Origin of the sequence: Sphingopyxis sp. PET50 (assembly GCF_025244705.1) — a bacterium.
In the GTDB taxonomy this organism is placed as follows: domain Bacteria; phylum Pseudomonadota; class Alphaproteobacteria; order Sphingomonadales; family Sphingomonadaceae; genus Sphingopyxis.
In genome coordinates, this window is record NZ_CP104207.1 from 1,978,594 (window position 1) to 1,999,757 (window position 21,164).

At 66.8% G+C, this 21,164-nt stretch carries 17 protein-coding genes and 1 pseudogene; 7 read left to right on the top strand and 11 right to left on the bottom strand.

Annotated features, from left to right (window positions below; genetic code table 11):
• Positions 1-11 precede the first annotated feature (11 nt).
• The 3 genes from N0A20_RS10450 to N0A20_RS10460 are packed head-to-tail and all read right to left on the bottom strand — an operon-like array spanning position 12 to position 4,110.
• Positions 12-2,180, bottom strand: a complete 2,169-nt coding sequence (locus tag N0A20_RS10450; RefSeq protein ID WP_260580365.1) for an RNA degradosome polyphosphate kinase — start codon at positions 2,178-2,180, stop codon at positions 12-14.
• A complete protein-coding gene (locus tag N0A20_RS10455) occupies positions 2,171-2,827 on the bottom strand; it encodes an HdaA/DnaA family protein (RefSeq protein ID WP_260580366.1) in 657 nt (218 codons plus the stop codon). The genes N0A20_RS10450 and N0A20_RS10455 overlap by 10 nt, the downstream gene beginning before the upstream one ends.
• Complete coding sequence (locus N0A20_RS10460) at positions 2,827-4,110, bottom strand: heavy-metal-associated domain-containing protein (RefSeq protein ID WP_260580367.1); 1,284 nt, start codon at positions 4,108-4,110, stop codon at positions 2,827-2,829. Before N0A20_RS10460 ends, N0A20_RS10455 begins: the two co-directional genes overlap by 1 nt.
• Positions 4,111-4,195: 85 nt before the next feature.
• Between N0A20_RS10460 and purM the strand changes: the two are divergent.
• Positions 4,196-5,304, top strand: a pseudogene (purM, locus tag N0A20_RS10465) (phosphoribosylformylglycinamidine cyclo-ligase).
• 150 nt (positions 5,305-5,454) lie between these two features.
• On the top strand, positions 5,455-6,357 hold the full coding sequence (gene purN, locus N0A20_RS10470) for a phosphoribosylglycinamide formyltransferase (protein WP_409574789.1): 903 nt from the start codon (positions 5,455-5,457) through the stop codon (positions 6,355-6,357).
• Here the strand turns inward: purN and N0A20_RS10475 are convergent.
• Positions 6,354-7,358: a hypothetical protein gene (locus N0A20_RS10475; RefSeq protein WP_260580369.1), complete on the bottom strand. Its 1,005-nt coding sequence runs from the start codon at positions 7,356-7,358 to the stop codon at positions 6,354-6,356. The genes purN and N0A20_RS10475 overlap by 4 nt on opposite strands.
• Before the next feature lie 213 nt (positions 7,359-7,571).
• Here N0A20_RS10475 and N0A20_RS10480 point away from each other — a divergent pair, with 213 nt between their 5' ends.
• Positions 7,572-8,210, top strand: coding sequence for a hypothetical protein (locus N0A20_RS10480; protein WP_260580370.1), 639 nt, complete (start codon positions 7,572-7,574; stop codon positions 8,208-8,210).
• A 103-nt stretch (positions 8,211-8,313) separates the two neighbouring features.
• On the opposite strand, the gene N0A20_RS10485 is transcribed toward N0A20_RS10480, so the two are convergent.
• The 4 genes from N0A20_RS10485 to N0A20_RS10500 form a co-directional block, all read right to left on the bottom strand.
• On the bottom strand, positions 8,314-8,991 hold the full coding sequence (locus tag N0A20_RS10485; protein ID WP_260580371.1) for a hypothetical protein: 678 nt from the start codon (positions 8,989-8,991) through the stop codon (positions 8,314-8,316).
• Between the two features lie 71 nt (positions 8,992-9,062).
• Positions 9,063-9,485: a nucleoside-diphosphate kinase gene (gene ndk / locus N0A20_RS10490; RefSeq protein ID WP_260580372.1), complete on the bottom strand. Its 423-nt coding sequence runs from the start codon at positions 9,483-9,485 to the stop codon at positions 9,063-9,065.
• 79 nt (positions 9,486-9,564) lie between these two features.
• A complete protein-coding gene (locus N0A20_RS10495; protein WP_260580374.1) occupies positions 9,565-10,014 on the bottom strand; it encodes a DNA polymerase III subunit chi in 450 nt (149 codons plus the stop codon).
• A 130-nt stretch (positions 10,015-10,144) separates the two neighbouring features.
• Entirely contained in the window at positions 10,145-11,587 is a 1,443-nt protein-coding gene (locus N0A20_RS10500) for a leucyl aminopeptidase (RefSeq protein ID WP_260580375.1), read from the bottom strand.
• 130 nt (positions 11,588-11,717) lie between these two features.
• Here N0A20_RS10500 and N0A20_RS10505 point away from each other — a divergent pair, with 130 nt between their 5' ends.
• The 4 genes from N0A20_RS10505 to rsmA all read left to right on the top strand — a co-directional run bounded on the left by N0A20_RS10505 (position 11,718) and on the right by rsmA (position 17,437).
• Positions 11,718-14,015: an LPS-assembly protein LptD gene (locus tag N0A20_RS10505; RefSeq protein WP_260580376.1), complete on the top strand. Its 2,298-nt coding sequence runs from the start codon at positions 11,718-11,720 to the stop codon at positions 14,013-14,015.
• A gap of 238 nt (positions 14,016-14,253) precedes the next feature.
• A complete protein-coding gene (locus tag N0A20_RS10510; protein ID WP_260580378.1) occupies positions 14,254-15,594 on the top strand; it encodes a peptidylprolyl isomerase in 1,341 nt (446 codons plus the stop codon).
• Positions 15,594-16,613, top strand: coding sequence for a 4-hydroxythreonine-4-phosphate dehydrogenase PdxA (gene pdxA / locus N0A20_RS10515; protein WP_260580379.1), 1,020 nt, complete (start codon positions 15,594-15,596; stop codon positions 16,611-16,613). The genes N0A20_RS10510 and pdxA overlap by 1 nt, the downstream gene beginning before the upstream one ends.
• Positions 16,610-17,437, top strand: a complete 828-nt coding sequence (gene rsmA / locus N0A20_RS10520) for a 16S rRNA (adenine(1518)-N(6)/adenine(1519)-N(6))-dimethyltransferase RsmA (protein WP_260580380.1) — start codon at positions 16,610-16,612, stop codon at positions 17,435-17,437. The genes pdxA and rsmA overlap by 4 nt, the downstream gene beginning before the upstream one ends.
• Before the next feature lie 195 nt (positions 17,438-17,632).
• On the opposite strand, the gene N0A20_RS10525 is transcribed toward rsmA, so the two are convergent.
• The 3 genes from N0A20_RS10525 to guaB form a co-directional block, all read right to left on the bottom strand.
• On the bottom strand, positions 17,633-18,148 hold the full coding sequence (locus N0A20_RS10525) for a tetratricopeptide repeat protein (protein WP_260580382.1): 516 nt from the start codon (positions 18,146-18,148) through the stop codon (positions 17,633-17,635).
• A 32-nt stretch (positions 18,149-18,180) separates the two neighbouring features.
• The gene (locus N0A20_RS10530) at positions 18,181-19,371 is read right to left on the bottom strand and encodes an RsmB/NOP family class I SAM-dependent RNA methyltransferase (protein WP_260580383.1); all 1,191 of its coding nucleotides are present in this window, start codon (positions 19,369-19,371) and stop codon (positions 18,181-18,183) included.
• Positions 19,372-19,524: 153 nt separating this feature from the next.
• Positions 19,525-20,982, bottom strand: a complete 1,458-nt coding sequence (gene guaB / locus N0A20_RS10535) for an IMP dehydrogenase (RefSeq protein ID WP_260580384.1) — start codon at positions 20,980-20,982, stop codon at positions 19,525-19,527.
• Between the last annotated feature and the right edge of the window lie 182 nt (positions 20,983-21,164).

A 21,164-nucleotide genomic window follows, 5' to 3' on the forward strand; every position in this document is an offset into this window, starting at 1 on the left:
CGGCAATTGTGTCAATCTTCACGCATATTGAGGAGCAGCGTCGGGACGTCCTGGCGTTGGTGGAGCGCGGTGCCGCGGCCCGAGAGCGACGGGTTGGTCATGAAATAATGGTGCAAGTTAAACGGCTTGTCGCCCGGAGTTAAGCGAGCGTAAGTGCCGTCGGGCTGCAGCACCCAGCTCTGTTCATTGTCGATCAGGTTCGCGACGAGCACCTGGTCCAATATCTGGTCGTGCACGGTCGGATTTTCGATCGGGATCATATATTCGACGCGGCGGTCGAAGTTGCGCGGCATCCAGTCGGCGCTGGAGATGTAGAGTTTCGCCTTCTGGTGCGGCAGCGCCGCACCGTTCGCGAAGGCCCAGATGCGGCTATGCTCGAGGAAGCGGCCGACGACCGATTTGACGCGGATCGTTTCGGAGAGGCCCGGCACGCCGGGGCGCAGGCAGCAGATGCCGCGCACCACCAGTTCGACCGGCACCCCCGCCCCGCTCGCCTCGTACAATTTGTCGATGATGTCGGGATCGACGAGGCTGTTCATCTTGGCCCAGACGCCCGAGGGCAGGCCGGACCGCGCGGCGGCGATCTCGGCGTCGATCAGCTGGCAAAGATGCGCGCGCATGTTGAGCGGCGACATGGTCAGCAGCTCCAGCCGCTCGGGTTCGACATAGCCGGTGATGTAGTTGAACAATTGCGCGGCATCGCGGCCCGCGCGCGGATCGGCGGTGAAGAAACTGAGGTCGGTATAGATGCGCGCGGTGATCGGGTGATAATTGCCGGTGCCGAAGTGGCAATAGGTCTTGTACCCCTGCCCTTCGCGCCGCACGACCATCGAGATCTTGGCGTGGGTCTTCCACTCGATGAAGCCATAGACGACCTGCACCCCGGCGCGTTCAAGCTGGTTCGCCCAGAGCAGATTCTGTTCCTCGTCGAAGCGCGCCTTGAGCTCGACCACCGCGGTCACCGACTTGCCCGCCTCTGCCGCCTCGATCAGCGCGCGGATCACCGGCGACTGATTGCCCGCGCGATAGAGCGTCTGCTTGATCGCGACGACGTCGGGATCGGCCGCCGCCTGGCGCAGGAAGGAGAGCACGACGTCGAAGCTCTCATAGGGATGGTGGACGAGGATATCCTTGCTGCGGATCGCCGCGAAGCAGTCGCCGCCATGTTCGCGGATGCGTTCGGGGAAACGCGCCGAAAAGGCCGGGAATTTGAGGTCGGGGCGATCGACGTCGACGAGCGCCGACAGCGCAGCGAGGCCCACGAAACCGTCGATCTTCGCCACGATCGCCTCGTGCCCCTGAATATCGGCGTTGAGCACCGCGGCGAGTTCGCCGGGCATGTCGGCTTCGAGTTCGAGCAGGATGACGCGGCCGCGGCGGCGGCGGCGGATCGCGGTGCGGAACAGGCGGACGAGATCCTCGGCCTCTTCTTCCAACTCGATATCGCTGTCGCGGATGATGCGGAACACCCCGCGCGAGCGGATGCGGTAGCCGGGGAACAGGGTGTCGCCGAACAATTCGATCAGATATTCGATCGGCACGAAGCTGGCCGGATCGCCGGGCACCGAGACGAAGCGTGACAGCGACGGCGGGATCATCACCAGTTCGCGGATATGTTCGCCGCCGGCCTTGCGTTCGAGGTCGAAGATGACGCCGAGGCCGCGGTTCGGAATGAAGGGAAAGGGGTGCGCCGGATCGAGCACCTGGGGGGTGAGGATCGGGAAAATCTGGTCGATGAAATATTGGCGCAGCGCCGGGCGCAATTTTTCGGGGTCCGACCCTTCGCCGTGGACCGTGATGCCCTGTTCGCCGAGCAGGCGGTGGAGCAATTGCCATTCGCTCTGCTGCTGGTCGACGAGGCGGTTCACCTCGGCCTCGATCTCGGCAAGCTGCTGCCCCGGCGAGCGGCCGTCGGCGCTGGGGTCGTCGATGCCCTGAAGCTGCTGGCCCTTCAGCCCCGCGACGCGGACCATGAAGAATTCGTCGAGGTTGCTGCCCGAGATCGACAGGAAGCGCAGCCGTTCGAGCAGGGGATGCGCGGGATTGCGCGCCTCCTCCATCACCCGCCGGTTGAAGGCCAGCCAGCTGAGTTCGCGGTTGAAGAAACGTTCGGGGCCGAAACTGGGGCCCGCCGTGTCGGCGTCGTTATCAGCGCGAAGAGGTCCACCGGCTATCGACATATATCGCTTTCCTGTCGTTCGAGGAGATCGGGATCGATCAGCCCCTGTGACAGTAATGTTTCACGCGTGAGACGGACGCCGATGCTGCGCCCGGTCTCCAGCGACGCGGCGTCGAGCGCGGCGACGATGCGGTGGATCATCGCATAGCTGCGCTCCATGCGCGGCACGATGTAGGAGGCGACCTCCGGCGCGAGCGCGATGCCGCGCTGCGCGAACAAGGCCTCGATCAGGTCGCGGGCAAGGCAGTCGTCGGGCTCGCCGATCGCCAGCACCGGCACCGCGGCCAGCCGCGAGCGGAGGTCGGGAAGCCGGATGTTCCATTCGGCCGGCGGCGCGTCAGCGATGATCAGCAGCGGGACGCCGCTCATCTGCGCGGCGTTCCAGGCGTGGAACATCTCCTCTTCGGAGACGCTGCCGTGCCCGTCGATCACCCGCCCCCCCGTATCGCGTGCGAAGAGGCGCCCGATCAGGCTGCGTCCCGAACCGCGCGGACCGGTCAGCACCGCGGTACGCACCGGCCAGGTCGCGACATGACGCAGATAGCGCACCGCATCGGCATTGCTGGTGCCGACGATCAGCGGGCCGTCGTTGCTGCCGCCCGCGCTCCAGTCGAGCGGGAGCGCGATCTGTCCTGGCGCGCGCGCCATCAGCGGCTGATCCGGAGCGTGCTCCCGCTCGCCTGCACCTTGTAGCCGCGCGCCTCGAGCGCGGCCTTGAGCGCCGCAAGGTCGCCGCGGAAGTTCACCCGCATCACCGACGTGCCGCCGAGCGCGAGGCTGCTCGTCGCGGCCGACTGAACGCCGGGGACGGCACCGACCGCTCGCTCGGTCGCCGACACCGATTCGACGTCGGGCGAGCTATATTGAACCGAGAAGCTCTGCGCCCCGGCGACGGGCGTCGTCGGCACGCTGCTGTCGGTTTCGGCGGGCAGCGCGTTGGCGTCGGCTTCGGTCGCTTCGGGCAGTTCCTCGACCGCCACCGGCTTTTCGAGGACCAGATAGGTGTCGGTACGCAGCACCCCGGCGGCGAGCGCGTCGGTGTAGATGCGGTCCATCCGTGCGACCGCCTTTTGCATCATGTCGGGCAGCGCGGCGGGGCTGGGGCCGGTCATGGTGAAGCTGCCGATCAGCTTGTTGTCGGGGCCGAAGCGCGCGGTGAAGTGGCCGGTGATCGGTCCGCCCGGATAGCTGTATTCGACCCGCGCGATCGGCACGAGCACGTCGGCGGCGCCATATTGGTCGAGAATCACGCGCCACCAGACGCGGCCGCGGCGGCCGATCTGCCCCGAATTGAGCAGCAGGGTATCGGGCCCGGTGCCCGCCGTGCGGACATAGTCGATCGCGCTCTGCCCCGTATTATATTCGGCCCAGGCGCGTTGCCAGGCGCTGCGCTGTTCGAACACCTGCTGCAGGCCGTCGATCGAATAGACCGGAATCACGAGCAGCGGCGGCGAGCGCAGCGTCCGGCCGCTGACGCCGAGAATCTGGCCCGCGCGGACGCGGTCGAACTGGACGCCGAGCCTGGCCACATAGCGGCGCGGGCCGATCTGTTCCTCCTCGACGACGATCGCGGTGACGATGCCGTCGAGCACCGAATCGCCGAGCGTCGGCCCGTCGCTGCCGTTGATCTGGCGGTACAGCTGTTTCCAGCCCTGCCGCTGCGCCTCGCGCCAGCCTTTGCTCCGCGCATCGTCGGCATTGTCGCCGGTCACATCGACGAGGATGCCGCTCGCCAGGAAATCGCCGCTGCTGTTGATCGGCGTGATGCCGCGGTTGCCGCGCGTGATCTGTCCGTCGACGACGCCGGCGATCAGAATCAGCGCGAGAAAGCCGAACAGCGGGGCGAAACGCCAGTCGCGGCACAACGCGGACGGCCAGCGGAGAAGCGGGGCGAAGCGCGGGGCGTGCGAAGGGAAAGCGGCCGAAATCATCACTTCTCTATGCTCTGCCCCGAACCTGCGTCCGGGACAAGGAAATCATGGCAATTGTCGGCCGGAACCGTTAGTCGCGCGTGCCATGGATTCCAAGCACAACCAACCCCCCGCCTACACTTATGCCCAGGCCGGGGTGTCGATCGACGCCGGCAATGCGCTGGTCCGTGCCATCGCCCCGCTCGCCCGCGCGACGCGGCGGCCGGGGGCCGACGCCAACCTCGGCGGATTCGGCGGTTTCTTCGACCTGAAGGCGGCGGGGTTCAACGATCCGTTGCTCGTCGCGGCGAACGACGGGGTGGGCACCAAGCTGAAGCTCGCGATCGAATCGGGGCGCCACGACGGGGTCGGGATCGACCTGGTCGCGATGTGCGTCAACGACCTGATCGTGCAGGGCGCCGAGCCGCTGTTCTTCCTCGATTATTATGCGACCGCCAAGCTCGACAATGACGTCGCGACGGCGGTGGTCGCGAGCATCGCCGAGGGGTGCAAGCAGGCCGGATGCGCGCTGATCGGCGGCGAGACCGCCGAAATGCCGGGCATGTACGGCGCGGGCGATTACGACCTCGCGGGCTTCTGCGTCGGCGCGGTCGAGCGGCACGAGGTGCTGACCGCCGACAAGGTCGCGGCGGGCGACGTCATATTGGGCCTCGCCTCTTCGGGGTTGCATTCGAACGGCTTTTCGCTCGTGCGCCAGCTCGGCGGCGGACAAGGGATGGAAGCTCGACCGCCCCGCCCTGTTCGACCAGGAGATACTGCTGATCGACGCGCTGATGGCGCCGACCCGCATCTATGTGAAGAGCCTGCTGCCACTGGTGAAAAGCGGCAAGGTCCATGCACTGGCGCATATCACCGGCGGCGGATTGCTCGAGAATATCCCGCGGATTCTGGCCGCTCGGCCTGCACGCCTTCGTCGATGCAGACGCCTGGGCGCAGCCGCGGCTGATGGCGTTCCTGCAGGCGCAGGGGAATATCGAACCCGAGGAAATGGCGCGGACCTTCAACTGCGGGATCGGCATGGCGGTCGTGGTCGCCGAGGGTGATGTGGACAGCGTTACCGCCGCCCTGACCGAGGTGGGCGAGACGGTGTTGCGGATCGGTCATATCGGCGAAGGTGCTAAGGGCTGTACGGTGCGCGGCAGTGCCGGAACATGGAGCGCGATGGGCGCGTGGAGCGCGACGCATCATGCCTGAGGCGGCCAAGTCCCCCTCCCGCTTGCGGGAGGGGTTGGGCCTGTTTAGGCGCTTCCCCATTCGACATGCCCTCCCCCAACCCCTCCTGCAAGCGGGAGGGGAGCGGTGAAAGCCCGTGTCGCCGTCCTGATCTCGGGCGCCGGGACCAATATGGCGGCGCTGCTCTATGCGGCGAAGGCGGCCGATTGCCCCTATGAGCTGGTGCTGGTGGCCAGCAACGATCCCGACGCGCCGGGGCTGGCGATCGCCGAGGCGGAGGGCATCGCGACCTGGAGCCTCTCGCACAAGGGCCTGAACCGCGACGCCTTCGACGCGCTGGTCGATGAGCGGTTGCGCGACGCGGGCGCCGAGTTCGTCGCGCTCGCGGGCTATATGCGGATTTTGAGCGACGATTTCGTGGAGCGCTGGGCGGGGCGGATGATCAATATCCATCCCAGCCTGCTGCCGCTCTACAAGGGGCTCGACACCCACCAGCGGGCGATCGACGCGGGCGACCGCTTCGGCGGGTGCAGCATCCATATCGTGACCCCCGGGGTCGACGACGGGCCGGTGCTGGCACAGACGCCGGTGGCGATCATGGCCGGCGATACGGTCGAAACGCTCGCGGCGCGGGTGCGGATCGCCGAGCATCAGCTCTATCCGCCGACGCTCGCCGCCTTCGTGATGCGCGAGCGGTCGCCCGGCTGGCTGCTCGGCCGGGTGCGCGAGCTGGCGATGGCGCTGCCCGAGGCCGACGAGGTGACCTCGCACGGCATGCCCTGCTTCGGGATCGTGAAGGGCAAGAAATTTGCCTATTTCACCGAGGATCATCATGGCGACGGCAAGACCGCCATATTGGTGAAGATCAGCGGGGCGGACGAGCAGGCGGCGTTGATCGAAATGGACGCGGCGCGCTATTACCGGCCCGCCTATTTCGGCGACGGCTGGATCGGCATCCGGCTCGACCTCGGCGATACCGACTGGGATGCGATCGGCGAGTGGCTGCGCAAAAGCTGGCTGGCGGTGGCGCCGAAGAAGCTGGCGGGGCTGATGGGGGTTGCGGAGGCGTTCTAGGCGCGCTCCATCGCCCAGACGTCGTTCGAATATTCGAACACCGTCTCGCCATTTTCGACGTGCGAGCTCTTGCCGCCGGTCATCAGGAGGCGGCGCCCGTCGGTCCAGGTCGCCATCGCGCCGCGCGCGCTCCACGGCGCCGAGACGGGCGTCCAGTCGCTGCCGTCGGCGGAAACGATCATCGCGCTGGTGAAGGCGCCCGAGCGGTTGGCGCCGACGAGCCACAGCTTGCCGTCATAGACCTGCGGCACGAAGCCGGCCGGATCGGGGCTACCGACATGGTCGGCGAGTTTCTCCCAGGCCCGGCCGTCGCGGGTCGCCCAGACCTCGCCCGTCACTATCTTGCTGCCCGGCTCGCCGTCGATCGCACCGCCGCCGAGCAAAAGCAGCCGGTCGCCGAACACCGCCGCATTGCCCCGCGCACGCGGCGACCAGGGCGGCGCCGGCATCGCTTCCCACGCGATGCCGTCGGGCGAGCGCCACACCTGATTGACCGGCGCGCGCCCGTCATGGCCGCCGAGCATCCAGATATGGCTGTCGAAACTGGCGGCGGCATAGAAGATCAGCGGCGGCAGGTCCGGCGCATCGGCCGCCGCCCACGCCGCATAGTCGGCGGTGCGCCAGACGCGCGGCTCGATCGCGAAGCCCTGATAATTGCCGCTGTGGCGGCCGAGCGCCACGGTGGCGCCGCGGTGCGAGACCGCGGCGAGATAGGCGGTATTGTTCGGGATCGGCGGCAATGCTTCCCTTGTCCATGCCACCGCGTCGCGCGACGACCATGTCCCTTGCGGATGGAGCGCCACGAAGCGGCCGTCGGCGGCGATATGGACGGGATAATTATAGGATTTGGGATAGGGCGCGGCGTCGAGGATACGCGTCCAGCGATAGGCGCCGCTTTCGCCCTGCTTCGCATCCGCAACCGCACGTCCGCAGCCCGCCACCGCGAAAGTGGCGATCATCGCCAGCGCCTCGCGCCGGCCGACCGGAAGCCCCGTCGTCATGGCCGCATTTTACAGCCCGGCCGCCCCCTCGACAAGGATGGCCGGAACCGGCGACCAACCGCGCCCGGGTTCGGCGACGCAGGGTTGGCATCCGGCTCGATCTGCGCGATACCAAATGAGGTGCGACCGGCGGATGGCTGCGCAAAAGCCGGCTGGCGGCGGAGCCGAAACCGCCAGCACGCCTGATGGAAGCAGCCGAGGGGGAGTTGGACGATGCGGTTTTTCGCGGCGCTGTTGGTCCTCATGCTTGGCGGCTGCGACATAGCCGTTTCCGACAAAAATATGCTCGAACATGCCGATACGGCGGGCGCGCCGCGGTTCGAGGACGGCGTGTGGCTGATGTCCGAACTCGACGAGGAAACGCCTTGCCCCGTCGACACCAGCCAGCCGGTCTCGAAATGGCCCGACTGCGCGACCTGGGTGGTGCACCGCGAAGGGCAGTGGTTCGCGCGCGAGGGCAACAGCGGGATCGCGACCAAGGCGATGCCGCGCTCCGCCGTGACGGTATCGAATGGAAACATCGCCATCGTCCAGCTCGAATCGGACAAACCGCCGGTCGGCGACGGGACGGTCGACCCGCTGCCCTATTCCTTTGCCGCATTCGACAACAAACCGGCGGCGACGGCGAAGCTGCGGTCGGTCCGCTTCTGGATCGTGATGTGCGGCAGATATGAAAGGAACGATGCGGACACGCCCGACGGCGACGCCGAAATACTGGTGCGCTTTCCCGGCTTCGATGAGAAATGCCGGCCAGCGTCGACACAGGTCCTGCGTGATGCCGCGGCAGCGAGCCGCCCGTCGGCGTCGACCGAACTGCCCGATTTCCATTGGGCTCGGGCGACGCTGGACTGAGGCCGGAAATCCGATTGGGAAAGGGAGTGACAGCAAGCCCGCTCTGCCCGTGCGGGAGCGTACGCGCGACGAGGAAGGATTGCCTATCGGTCGAGCCGGATGGTCAGGCACAGGTGATACTGACGCCCTCGATCATATCCGCCGTGCGGAGATCTTGCTTCCCAATTCGGCCCAAAAGCGCGAGAGCGGCATTTCGTATGTCGCGCATCGGATTAAGGTCGATGGTCCCCGAATCGATCAATTCGAGCCGCTTGCCGATATCCTGCAATGTCCATGTCAGAATATGCTGCCCCTCGGCAAAGGCGATCCAGCGATCATAGGCATCCATCGTTTCGAGCACGCCATCGGATTCGATTCGTTCCGGCTGGAATATTTTGCCGAGCCCGAGGTCGATGTTGATATATTTGCCACGCGAGAAAAAAAGGGCTGCAGGACGTTCCGGCTGTGCTTTGGTCTCCAGGTGGAATTCGACCACGGCATGTTCGTCCAGACGTTGGGCCGCGCTGTCGGCAAAGGCTGCATCTCCCAGCAACCACAGACGGATCTGGAAGCGGCTGCCATCGGCCAGCTCGACCGGCTCGTCGGCCTCGAAGTCCAGCCTGTATCGCGTCGGAGCACCCGCCCGGCCATATTCCTGGGTCAGGGTTAGCGTACCGCCATCAACCCTTTGGAGCACCGCGCATTGCCCGGCGCCCGTTTGCGCGAACGATGCGGCCGCCGTAACGCCAACGCCCAGCAAGGCGGCAGCCGCGATCAGGGAACGAACGGGCAAGACGGCCATCACCGGCACTCCAACGAAAAGGGGCCGCAACATCGTTGCGGCCCCCTGTCTGCCATCTGCGTGGGCGAATGTCAGCCGACGATTTCTTCGGGCTTGAAGAAATAGGCGATTTCGATCGCGGCATTTTCGTCGCTGTCGCTGCCGTGAACCGTGTTCGCCTCGATGCTCTCGGCCAGTTCCTTGCGGATCGTGCCGGGGGCGGCGTCCTTGGGGTTGGTTGCGCCCATGATGTCGCGGTTGCGCTGCATCGCGTCCTCGCCTTCGAGAACCTGCACGACGACGGGGCCCGAGGTCATGAATTCGACGAGCTCGCCGAAGAAGGGGCGTTCCTTGTGAACCGCGTAGAAGCCCTCGGCCTGTTCCCTGGTCATGTGGATGCGCTTCGACGCGACGACGCGCAGGCCCGCATCTTCCAGCATCTTGGTGACGGCACCCGTGATGTTGCGGCGCGTCGCGTCGGGCTTGATGATCGAAAAGGTGCGGGTGACCGCCATGGGAAAGCTCCTGCGTTGCTGTGTTCTGTGATGCGCGCGCCCTTAGCGGCGCTTTTGCAGCGCCGCAAGGAAAGCTTGGCTAAGGCCCTTCGCTCCAGCGGCCGCGATCGTCCTGCTTCCAGAAGCGGTTGTCGACATCGTCGCGCGCCGCGAGGCCGCGCCAGGTCGCACGGGCGTCGTCGATGCGGCTGTTGTCGAAAAGCAGGAAGACGCGATCGAAACCCAGCGCCGCGTCGCGCCACTCGCCGTCGGCCAGCGCGAGGTGCGTCGCGCGATTGGGCGGCGAGGAGTCGAGCGTGCCCGCGATGAGGATCGGCTCGATCGCCTCGTCGGGCGAGCCCGCGGCACCGTGCGGCAGGAAGCCGGCGGGCTGGACCGTCCACAGCGCCTCGTCGATGGCCTGCCGCTGCATTGCCGGGCCCGCGACGATCAGCAGCCGGTCGCCATTGTCGAGGATACGCATCGCGATGGCGGGGAGCACGCGCTCGACCGGGTCGCGCGTGAGGCGGTAGAAGTCGACGCGGGACATGTCCGTTACGTCGCCCCCGCGCAGGCGGGGGCCGTTGGAGGCCTCGATCCTTTGTCGCCGCGTAAACCGTCGGCGGCCCCCGCCTGCGCGGGGGCGACGTGGTGGTTTCGCAATGACGAGGTCCGAAACATCACCCCTCGAAATTTTCCGCCACGAAACGGTCGAGCAGGCGCACGCCATAGCCGGTCGCGCCCTTGGCATAGACCGGGCCGTCCTTGTCGTGCCACGCCATGCCGGCGATATCGAGATGCGCCCATTTGACGCCCTCGTCGACGAACCGCTTCAGGAACTGCGCCGCGGTGATCGAGCCGCCCTCGCGCGGGCCGATATTCTTCATGTCGGCGATGGGGCTGTCGATCAGCTTGTCGTAGGCGGGCGAGAGCGGGAAGCGCCACAGCTTGTTGTTGCTCGTCTCGCCCGCCGCGATCAGCTGGTCCGCGAGACCGTCGTCATTGGCGAAGATGCCGGCATATTCATGGCCGAGCGAGATCACCATCGCGCCGGTCAGCGTCGCGAGATCGACAATGACCGCGGGCTCGTAGATCTTCTGCGCCCAGCTGATCGCGTCGCACAGCACCAGCCGCCCTTCGGCGTCGGTGTTGAGCACCTCGACCGTCTGGCCCGACATGGTGGTGACGACGTCGCCGGGGCGCATCGCATTGCCGTCGGGCATGTTCTCGACAAGCCCGACGATGCCGACGACATTGGCCTTGGCCTTGCGCCCCGCGATCGCCTTCATCGCGCCCGCGACCGCGCCCGCGCCGCCCATGTCCCATTTCATCATGTCCATGCCCGGTCCGGGCTTCAGGCTGATGCCGCCGGTGTCGAAGGTCACGCCCTTGCCGACGAAGGCGACGGGCTTCGCGCCCGGCTCGCCGCCGTTCCAGCGCATCGCGAGCAGCCGCGGCGGGCGCGTCGAGCCCTGCGCGACGCCGAGCAGCGCGCCCATGCCGAGCGCCTTCATCTGGCGCTCGTCGAGCACCTCGATCTCGACGCCGAGGTCGGCGAGATGCTGGCAACGTTCGACGAAGGTTTCGGGATAAAGGATATTCGGCGGCTCGGCGACGAGGGTCTGGGTCAGCGCGACGCCGTCCGCGATCGCCTGCGCCTCCGCCCAGCCGGCGGGGGTGCCGTGCGCCGAGGCGATAACGATGGTCTGAAGGCTGGGCTTGGCATTGTCCGCGAGGCGGGTACGATAGGTGTCGATGCGCCAGTTGCGGAGCAGCGCGCCGGTCGCAAAGGCGAGCACATCGTCGGCGTCGCTCGTCACCGCGCTGGAGAAATCGACATGGACGGTGGCGGCGCCGCTCGTCTGCAACTTCGCGGTCAGCGCGGAGCCGCCGCGTTCGAGATCGTGGACGCTGCCTTCACCGATGCCGACGAGCAGCAGCCGCTTCGCGGTGCCGCCGTCTATCGCCGCGGTTTCGGCGACCGCGCCCGCCGCCCCGTCGAACCGCGCCTGTGCCGCCGCCGCGCCGAGCAGCGCGTCGAGGGCCCCGGCACCGCCCTTGCGGACCGGAAAGGCGACGACGTCGGCAGACGCATCGATTTGCGCGACAAACTGAATGTCCATCTTTTGACTTTCTTATGCGGTGATTGATTGGAACGTGCCGGACCGATAGGGGTTTCGCTTGCGAGTTGCAAAAACAAAGCTGCGGGTCCAATCGGCCCCCGGCGCCAAGGGTATGGGACAAAGCAAGTAGATGAAGGGGACTTTGTTCCAGGGGAGCAACCGGCCGCTGTGGCTTGTCAACGCCAGCGCGCTGGCGCTGCTGGCGGCGCCCGCAGCGGCGCAGGAGAGCGCAGAGCCACCGATCGTACTCGCGCCGCAGGACGAGCCCGATCTCCAGACCCCCGATGTGTCGACCGCCACCATCGACGCCCCCGATGTCGCGAGCGAGCAGCAGGTCGGCTTCGCCGCCGACAACCTCAATTATGACAGCGATAGTGAAATCGTCGTCGCCGACGGCAATGTCCAGATGAACCGCGAGGCGATCCAGATGCGCGCCGACAAGGTGACCTGGAACCGCAAGACCGGCGAAGTCGTCGCCGAGGGCGACGTCGCGATCACCAATCCCGAGGGCGACACCGCCTATGGCGACCGCATCGTCCTGACCGACAGCCTGCGCGACGGGGTGGTCGAAAATATGCTGGTCGTGCTCGACAACGGATCGCGGCTTGCCGCGGTCAAGGGCACGCGGTTCGAGAACGGCAATATCGAGCTGGAAAACGCCGCCTACACCCCCTGCCCCGTCGAGGATGACGCGGGCTGCGCGAAGAATCCGAGCTGGCAGGTGCGCGCCGTCAAGGTGATGTACGACAAGGCAAAGAACAAGGTCCGCTACAAGGGCGCGCGGATCGAGATTTTCGGCCTGCCGCTGATCCCGCTTCCGGGACTCAGCCACCCGCTCAACAGCGAAGCGAGCAGCGGTTTGCTGGTTCCCGAAATCCGGCTCGATCGCACCAACGGCTTCGAGATCGCCGTCCCTTATTATCTGCGGATCGCGCCCGACCGCGACGTTACGATCACCCCGCACCTCTACACCGGTGCCGCGCCGATGATCGAGGGCGAGTTCCGCGCGCTGACCGACATCGGATCGTTCCGCATCAATGGCTATGGCACGTACAGTTCGGTCGTCCCGCTCAACGGCGCGCCGAGCACCGGCAACAACGAGTTTCGCGGCTATCTGGAGAGCGCCGGACGCTTTCAGCTGAGCCCGCGCTGGAGCATCACCTATTCGGGCCGGATCGCCAGCGACCGCACCTTCCTGCGCCGTTACGACATCACCCGCGACGACCGGCTGCGCTCGACCTTCGAGATCGAACGCATCGGCGGGCAAAGCTATCTGTCGATCGCCGGCTGGGCGACGCAGACGCTGCGCGCCGGCGACAAGCAGGGGCAACAGCCGATCGCCCTGCCGATCCTCGACTATCGCCAGCGGCTGACCGACCCGGTGTTCGGCGGCCAGTTCGAGTTGCAGGTCAACACGCTGGCGATCGGCCGCACGTCGGGTCAGGATACGCAGCGTGCCTTTGCCGGCGTGCGGTGGGATCTGCGGCGGCTGACCTCGCTGGGGCAGGAAGTCACCTTCACCGCGATGGTCCGCGGCGACATCTATCACAGCGACGAGAATCTGCTGACCGCCATCCCCGGCTATCGCGGCAAATCGGGCTGGGAAGGCCGCGGAATCGCCGCCACCGCGATCGATATGCGCTGGCCGTTCGTCGGCGAATTCCTGGGCGGCACCCAGACGCTGACCCCGCGCATCCAGTTCGTCGCGACGCCGCAGCTCAAGAATCTCGACATTCCGAACGAGGATTCGCGCGCCTTCGACCTCGATGACAGCAATCTTTTCGCGATCAACCGCTTCAGCGGCTACGACCGGTTCGAGGACGGTGCGCGCGTCACCTATGGCGCCGAATGGAATTACAGCCGCCCCGGCTTCAACATCAACAGCATCGTCGGGCAGAGCTATCGCCTGTCGGACAAGCCCAGCCTGTTCCCCGACGGCACCGGCCTGACCGACAGGACGTCCGACGTCGTCGGGCGCACCACGGTCGCCTACAAGGATTTCCTGCGGCTGACGCACCGCTTCCGGCTCGACAAGGACAATCTGGCGATCCGCCGCAACGAGTTCGACGCGACGATCGGCAGCCGCTCGACCTATGCTGTGCTGGGCTATTCGCGCCTCAACCGCGACATCACCACGGTCGCCGAGGATCTGCAGGATCGCGAAGAGGCGCGCGTCGGCGGCCGCGTCGCCTTTGCCCGCAACTGGTCGATGTTCGGATCGGCGATCATCGACCTGACCAGCAAGAATGACGATCCGCTGAGCCTGTCCGACGGGTTCGAGCCGATCCGTCACCGGCTGGGCATCGCCTATGACGACGACTGCCTGTCGATCGCGCTGACCTGGCGCCGGGACTATATCGACACCGGCGACGCGCGGCGCGGCAACAGCTTCTCGTTCCGCGTGGCGTTCCGGAATCTGGGGTTCTAGGTTTCGGGTCGGAGCGGGCGTTTCGCTCCCTCCCGCTTGCGGGAGGGGAGATCATTATGTGTCCTTAACGTCCACTCCCCACGCCAATACCGCCGCTCTCCCCGTTTCGCTCAGCTTGCGTTCAGCGTTTGGCGCCTAGCAATTGGGCTGTTATGACAGCCATCGACGCGCTTTGCGCTGGACCATCGGGCGTATCCGCTGATACGGAGCGGGCCGGAACCTTCTTTATAGGGTAAAAATGACCAAATTTTCGACCTTGATCGGCCTTGCGGCGGCGGCTTCGCTGTGCGTTTCGCCGGTGCTGGCGCAGACCGTTGCCGACAGCGACGTGCCGACGACCAGCCTGAACATTCCCGGCAACGTCCAGATTTATGGCGATGCCAAGGCGAATGTCTATCGCCCCTCCGCGACGGTTAACGGCGAAATCATCACCGCGACCGACATCGAGCAGCGCATGGGCCTGATCCGCGTCGCGAACAACAATCTGGAACTGCCGCCCGAGGAAGAACAAAGGCTGCGCCAGCAGGTGTTCAGCAACCTGATCGACGAGAAATTGCAGATTCAGGAAGCCAAGGCGGCCGATATCACGATCGACGAGAATCTGATCAACGACCAGTTCGCCCGGCTTGCCGCGCGCTACAAGCAGACTCCCGAACAATTCTCCGCCTATCTGGCGTCGAAGGGGTCGTCGGCCGCAGCCGTCAAGCAACAGATTCGCGGCGAATATGCGTGGGACCGGCTGCTCCAGCGCAACATTCAGTCGACGACCAACGTCTCGAAGGAAGAGGTCGACGTCATCTTTGACCGCATGATGCAGTCGAAGGGGCAGGACGAGTTCCACATCGCCGAAATCTATCTGACCGCGACCCCTGAAAATATCGAATCGGTCGCCGAAAATGCGCGGAAGATCGTCCAGGCACTGCAGGCCGGCGGCAGCTTCGCCGCTTACGCGCGGCAATTTTCGGAAGCATCGACCGCGGTCGTCGGCGGCGACCTGGGCTGGGTCCGCGCGGGCCAGTTGCCCGACACCATGGCCGATGCGGCGCGCCAGATGCAACCCGGCCAGCTTGTCGGACCGATCGAGGTGCCGGGTGGGGTCTCGATCATGCTGATGGTCGATAGACGCCAGGTGCTGACCGCCGATCCGCGCGACGCGGTGCTCAGCCTCAAACAGATTTCGCTCGAATTTCCGGCGGGCACAAGCGAGGCAAAGGCGTCCGAACTGGCGGGACAGTTTGCCGAAGCGACGCGAGGCATCGCGGGTTGCGGCGCCGCCGAAGGCGTCGCGCAGAGCTTGGGCGCGCAGGTCGTCGCGCGCGACAATATCGCGATGCGCCAGTTGCCGCCGCCACTGCAGGCGACGCTGATCAACCTGCAGGTCGGTCAGACCACCCAGCCCTTCGGCGCCGCGAACGAGGGTGTCAGCGTCCTTGTGCTGTGCGGTCGCGACTTGCCGAATACGGTGGCCGAGCCGAACCGCGAAGAGATCGAGAACCGCATACTCGAGGAAAAGGTGAACAAGCGCGCCCAGCGCTATCTGCGCGACTTGCGCCGGGACGCGGTGATCGACTTCAGCTGATGCCGGACAACCGAAACCCGCGCCCGATCGCGGTCACCTTGGGTGACCCGGCCGGCGTCGGGCCCGAAGTCGCCGCGCGCGCCTGGGCGCTGCGCGGCGATCATGACCTGCCGCCCTTTGTGGCGATCGGCGATATCGCGTCGATCGCCGTGGTATGGGACGGCCCGATACGCCGCGTCGGCGACATTGCCGAGGTCGCACTCGCCTTTGCCGATGCGCTGCCGGTGTGGCACCTGGAAGACAGCGGGCCGGTCGTTCCGGGATCGCCGAGCAAGGCGGGGGCGACCTGTGCGCTGCATGCGCTGGAAACCGGGATCGGCCTTTCGCGCACGCAGGCGACGGGCGGGCTGGTCACCGGGCCGGTGTCGAAGTCGCAGCTCTATGGCGTCGGCTATACGCACCCCGGCCAGACCGAATTCATCGCCGAGCGCTGCGGCGTGACCGCGACCAATGCGGTGATGATGCTCGCCGGACCGCAATTGCGCGTCGTGCCGCTGACCGTGCATATCCCGCTGGCCGAGGTGCCGGAGCGGCTGACAAGCGAGTTGATCGTCGCCAAAGGCCGCATCGTCGCGCGCGCGCTGAAGCGCGATTTCGGGATTGAAAAGCCGCTGATCGCGATCGCAGGCCTCAACCCCCATGCGGGCGAGAGCGGCGAGATAGGTGACGAGGAGTTGCGGGTCATTCGCCCGGCGGTCGAGCAATTGCTGGCCGAGGGGATTGCGATCGAGGGGCCGCTCGCGGCCGACAGCCTGTTCGCGCCGCATGTCCGCACGCGTTACGACGCCTTGCTCTGCGCCTATCACGACCAGGCGCTCGCGCCATTCAAGGCGCTGCATTTCCACGACGGGGTCAATCTGACGCTCGGCCTGCCGATAATCCGCACCTCGCCCGACCATGGCACCGCGTTCAACATCGCAGGGACCGGCGCCGCCGATCCGGGGCCGACGATCGCGGCGATCCGCATGGCGGCACAGCTGGCGGCGGCCCGCGAACGCAGCTGCGCCGCAGCGGCGTGACCCATCCCGCCCTGCCCCCGCTGCGCGAGACGGTGCGCGCGCACGGATTGCAGGCCAGCAAGGCGCTGGGGCAGAATTTCCTGTTCGACGAGCAATTGCTCGACCGGATCGCGGCGCTGCCCGGCGATCTGGAGGGCCGGGCGGTGTTCGAGGTGGGGCCGGGACCAGGCGGGCTGACGCGCGCGCTCCTCCGCGCCGGCGCGAAAGTGATCGCGGTCGAGCGCGACGACCGCTGCCTGCCGTTGCTCGGCGAGCTTTCCGAAGCCTTCGACGGCAGGCTGACGGTGGTCGCCGACGACGCGATGGCGATCGACGCCGATGCGTTGGCGGGCGGGCCGTACCATATCGTCGCCAACCTGCCCTATAATGTCGGCACCGCGCTGTTCACGCGCTGGCTGGAGCCGGCACAATGGCCGCCGCTATGGCTGTCGCTGACCTTGATGTTCCAGCTCGAAGTGGCCGAGCGGATCGTCGCCAAGGTCGATACCTCGGCCTACGGCCGGCTCGCGGTGCTGGCACAGTGGCGGGCGAACGCGAAGATCGCGATGAAGGTCCACCGCTCGGCCTTCACCCCGCCGCCCAAGGTGATGTCGGCGATCGTCCATGTCACCCCGGCGGAGCAGCCCGCGGGGGTCGATCCCAGGATCCTGTCGAAGCTCACCGAAAAGGGTTTCGGCCAGCGGCGCAAGATGCTGCGCCAGAGCCTGAAGGGCATGGCGGGCGCGATCGAGGCGCTGGAGGTTTGCGAAATCGACCCGACGCGGCGCGCCGAGACGGTGACGGTAGCGGAATGGGTCGAACTGGCGCGGGTGATGAGTAAATAGCGGCTGCTTTCGGGCGGGAGCGGACGTTCGTTCTCCCCTCCCTGCAAGGGAGGGGCTGGGGGTGGGTGGCCGCCGAAGGCGGCGCTCTTCCTCTTGCTCGCTACGCTCGCTACCCACCCCTAACCCCTCCCTAAAAGGGAGGGGAATGTCTTATATCCACCCAAAAGCAGGCGAAACCCGACCGGACGCGCCCGATCAATTCTGGCTGGTCGTCACCACCGTCTTCGGCACCAAGGCCTCCGCCGCGACCACGCGCTTTTCGGCGCTGGCGCCGATCGCCCTTTCGAGCGCGGCGACCTGCGGGCATTTGTCGGCGCAGATGCGTTTCGCCTCGGCGAGCTTTTCGCGCGCGAGTTCGAGCGCGCCCTTGTCGGCGAGCGCTTCGCCCTGCCCGGTCAGCGCGGCGATGTCGGTGGGTTCGAGCAGCAGCGCCTCGCGATAGAGGCCGATCGCCTTGCCCGGCAGGCCCTGCGCGCGCGCGACCTGCGCCAGCGCGATGATCGCGCTGCGGTTGCGCGGATCGGCGGCGAGCGCCGATTCATAATAGTCGGTGGCGGCGATCAGATCGCCCGTGCCTTGCGCCTTCAGCCCCTCTTCCAGCAGCGCGACCGAGACCGGCGAAATATCATTGTCGGCGCGCTGCGCATCCGATGCGGTCGGCAGGCTGGCAAGGACAAGACCGGCGCTGATGGCCAGGAAACTGATGCGCATCGCATTCTCCCATCGCTTCATTGCAGGCGATGCTAACATGGTGCGGACAATCGGGCGAGGAAAAATCCGTCGCAGCCGTCATGCCCCGGAGTCAGCAGAAAACCGCCGCCCGCGGCGCGTCCGACACCTTGCGGCGGGATGTCGCGGTCGGCGGTCCAGCCGGGATGACGGGTCAGAAATTCGTCCACCTGGTCGCGCCCCTCGCGTGCGATGATCGAGCAGGTCGCATAGAGCAACTTGCCCCCCGGCGCCACCAGATCGGCTCCGAGCGCGAGCAGCTTCGCCTGATCGGCGACATGGCGGTCGAGCCGCGCGGGAGACAGGCGCCAGCGCAGTTCGGGACTGCGGCGCCAGGTGCCGCTGCCCGAGCAGGGGGCGTCGACGAAAACGCGGTCGGCTTTGCCCATCCGGTCGGCGAGCATCGCCGCCTCCTGCCCCGGATTGAGCAGCCGCGTCTCGATGCGGATCGCGCCGGCGCGTTCGGCGCGGGGCTTGAGTTGCCGGAGGCGGGCGCGGTTGGTGTCGCAGGCGAGGATATCGGCCGCATTGCCGGTGAGCGAGGCAATCGCCAGCGTCTTGCCGCCGGCACCGGCGCAGAGGTCGATGATTGTCTGACCGGGTTCGGCGGCGAGCGTGGCCGAGGCATATTGGCTCGCCGCGTCCTGCACCTCGAACACGCCGTCGGCATAGGCGGCGTGCTGCGCGGCGGCGGTTTCGGGCGGCAGGCGCCAGCCGTCGGGGGCGTGCGCGATCGCCTCGCCTTCGGGAAAGAGCGCCGCGAGATCGTCGCGGCTCGATTTCAGGCGGTTGGCGCGCAGGTCGAGCGGCGCGCGGGCGAGCATCGCTTCGCCCTCGCCCTCGCCGATCAGCGGGTCGAACAGGTCGACCAGTGCCTGCGGCGCGAGGCCCGCTTCGCCGCGCGGCTCGTCGGCGGCGATCGCGGCGGGGCCATAGGCGCTGCCGTCGAACAGCGCCGCGAGCGCGGGGTCTGCGTCGGCGAGGACGAGCATCGCGGCGCGGCCCAACACCGGCGCCGAGCGCACCGCGCGGATCGCGTCGTAGACATGCGCGCGGATCGCGCGGCGGTCCTTCGACCCCGCATAGCGGCGCGCGCGCATCGCCTCGGCGAAGATCGCGTCTGCGGGCGCGCCGCCCTCGCGCGCGGCGGCTGCGATGGCGTCGAGAATTTCGATCGCGGTCTGGACGCGCGCGGCGGGGGTCATGGCATTAAGCCCCTCCCGCAAGCGAGAGGGGTTTGGGGTGGGCCAGCAACGTGGCGATTGCCCACCCCGCTGCGACTAGCGAACCAGTTCGCAAGTCTCGCTGCCCCTCCCGCTTGCGGGAGGGGGTAAGGAGCAGGCGCGCGCATGCGCACCTCAGCCCGCCGGATAATTCGGCGCCTCGCGGGTGATCGCGACGTCGTGGACATGGCTTTCGCGCAGCCCCGCATTGGTGATGCGCACGAATTTCGCACGCTCGCGCAGATCCTTGAGCGTGCGGCTGCCGGTATAGCCCATCGCCGCCTTCACGCCGCCGACGAGCTGGTGGATGACGTCCTTCGCCGGGCCCTTGAACGGCACCTGCCCCTCGATACCCTCGGGAACCAGCTTCATCTGATCCTTGATGTCCTGCTGGAAATAGCGGTCGGCCGAACCGCGCGCCATCGCCCCGACGCTGCCCATGCCGCGATAGCTCTTGTAGGTACGCCCCTGGAACAGGAAGGTCTCGCCCGGCGCCTCGGCAGTGCCAGCAAGCAGCGAGCCGACCATCACGCTCGATGCGCCCGCCGCCAGCGCCTTGGCGATGTCGCCCGAAGTGCGCAGGCCGCCATCGGCGATCACCGGCACGCCGAGCTTCGACGCCGCCTCGACGCTGTCGAGGATCGCGGTAAGCTGCGGCACGCCGACACCCGCGACGACGCGCGTGGTGCAGATCGAGCCGGGACCGATGCCGACCTTCACCGCATCGGCGCCCGCGTCGATCAGCGCCCGCGTCGCATCGCCGGTCGCGACATTGCCCGCCATCACCTGAACGCGGTTCGACAATTTCTTGATACGCTCGACCGTCGCGCCGACGCCCTTGCTGTGGCCGTGCGCGGTATCGACAACGATCAGGTCGCATTCGGCGTCGAGCAGCGCCTCGACGCGCTCGATCCCCGAATCGCCGGTGTTGGTCGCCGCCGCGACGCGCAGACGGCCGCCGTCGTCCTTGGTCGCTTCGGGATAATTGACCGCCTTTTCCATATCCTTGACGGTGATCAGTCCGATACAGTGATAATCGTCATCGACGACGAGCAATTTTTCGATGCGGCGCTGATGGAGCAATTTGCGTGCCTCATCCTGCCCGACGCCGGGACGGACGGTGGCGAGATTTTCGGCGGTCATCAGTTCGCGCACCGGCTGGCCCGGATTTTCGGCGAAACGCACGTCGCGGTGGGTCAGGATGCCGACGAGCTTGCCGCCGGGCTCGACCACCGGAATCCCCGAAATCCGGTGCTGGTCCATCAGCGCGGTGGCATAGGAGAGCGGCGCGTCGGGGGTGATGGTGATCGGGTTGACGATCATCCCGCTTTCGAAACGCTTGACCTGCCGCACCGCCGCCGCCTGTTCCTCGATCGTCATGTTGCGGTGGAGCACGCCGATCCCGCCGATCTGCGCCATCAGTATCGCCATGTCGGCCTCGGTCACCGTGTCCATCGCCGACGACAGGATCGGGATGTTGAGCGTGATCTCGCTGGTGAGTTGAGTCTGCAGATTGGCGTCCGACGGCAGGATATCGGAGGCGCCGGGCACCAGCAGCACGTCGTCGAAGGTCAGGCCGGTGATGATTTCCATGGGGTGCCACTTTCTGCTTTTGGCGGCGCCTGCTCCCGCTGTCGGGGCGGCACGCACGAGTCGATTGGTGGCGGCCCATGTAACCAGTCGGCGCCACGCGCGCCAGTGGGGGATGCGGGATTATTTCGGGGGCATTCCAGCCTCGTGAGTTCAGGTCAAAAATCCATCCCCGTTCGTGCTGA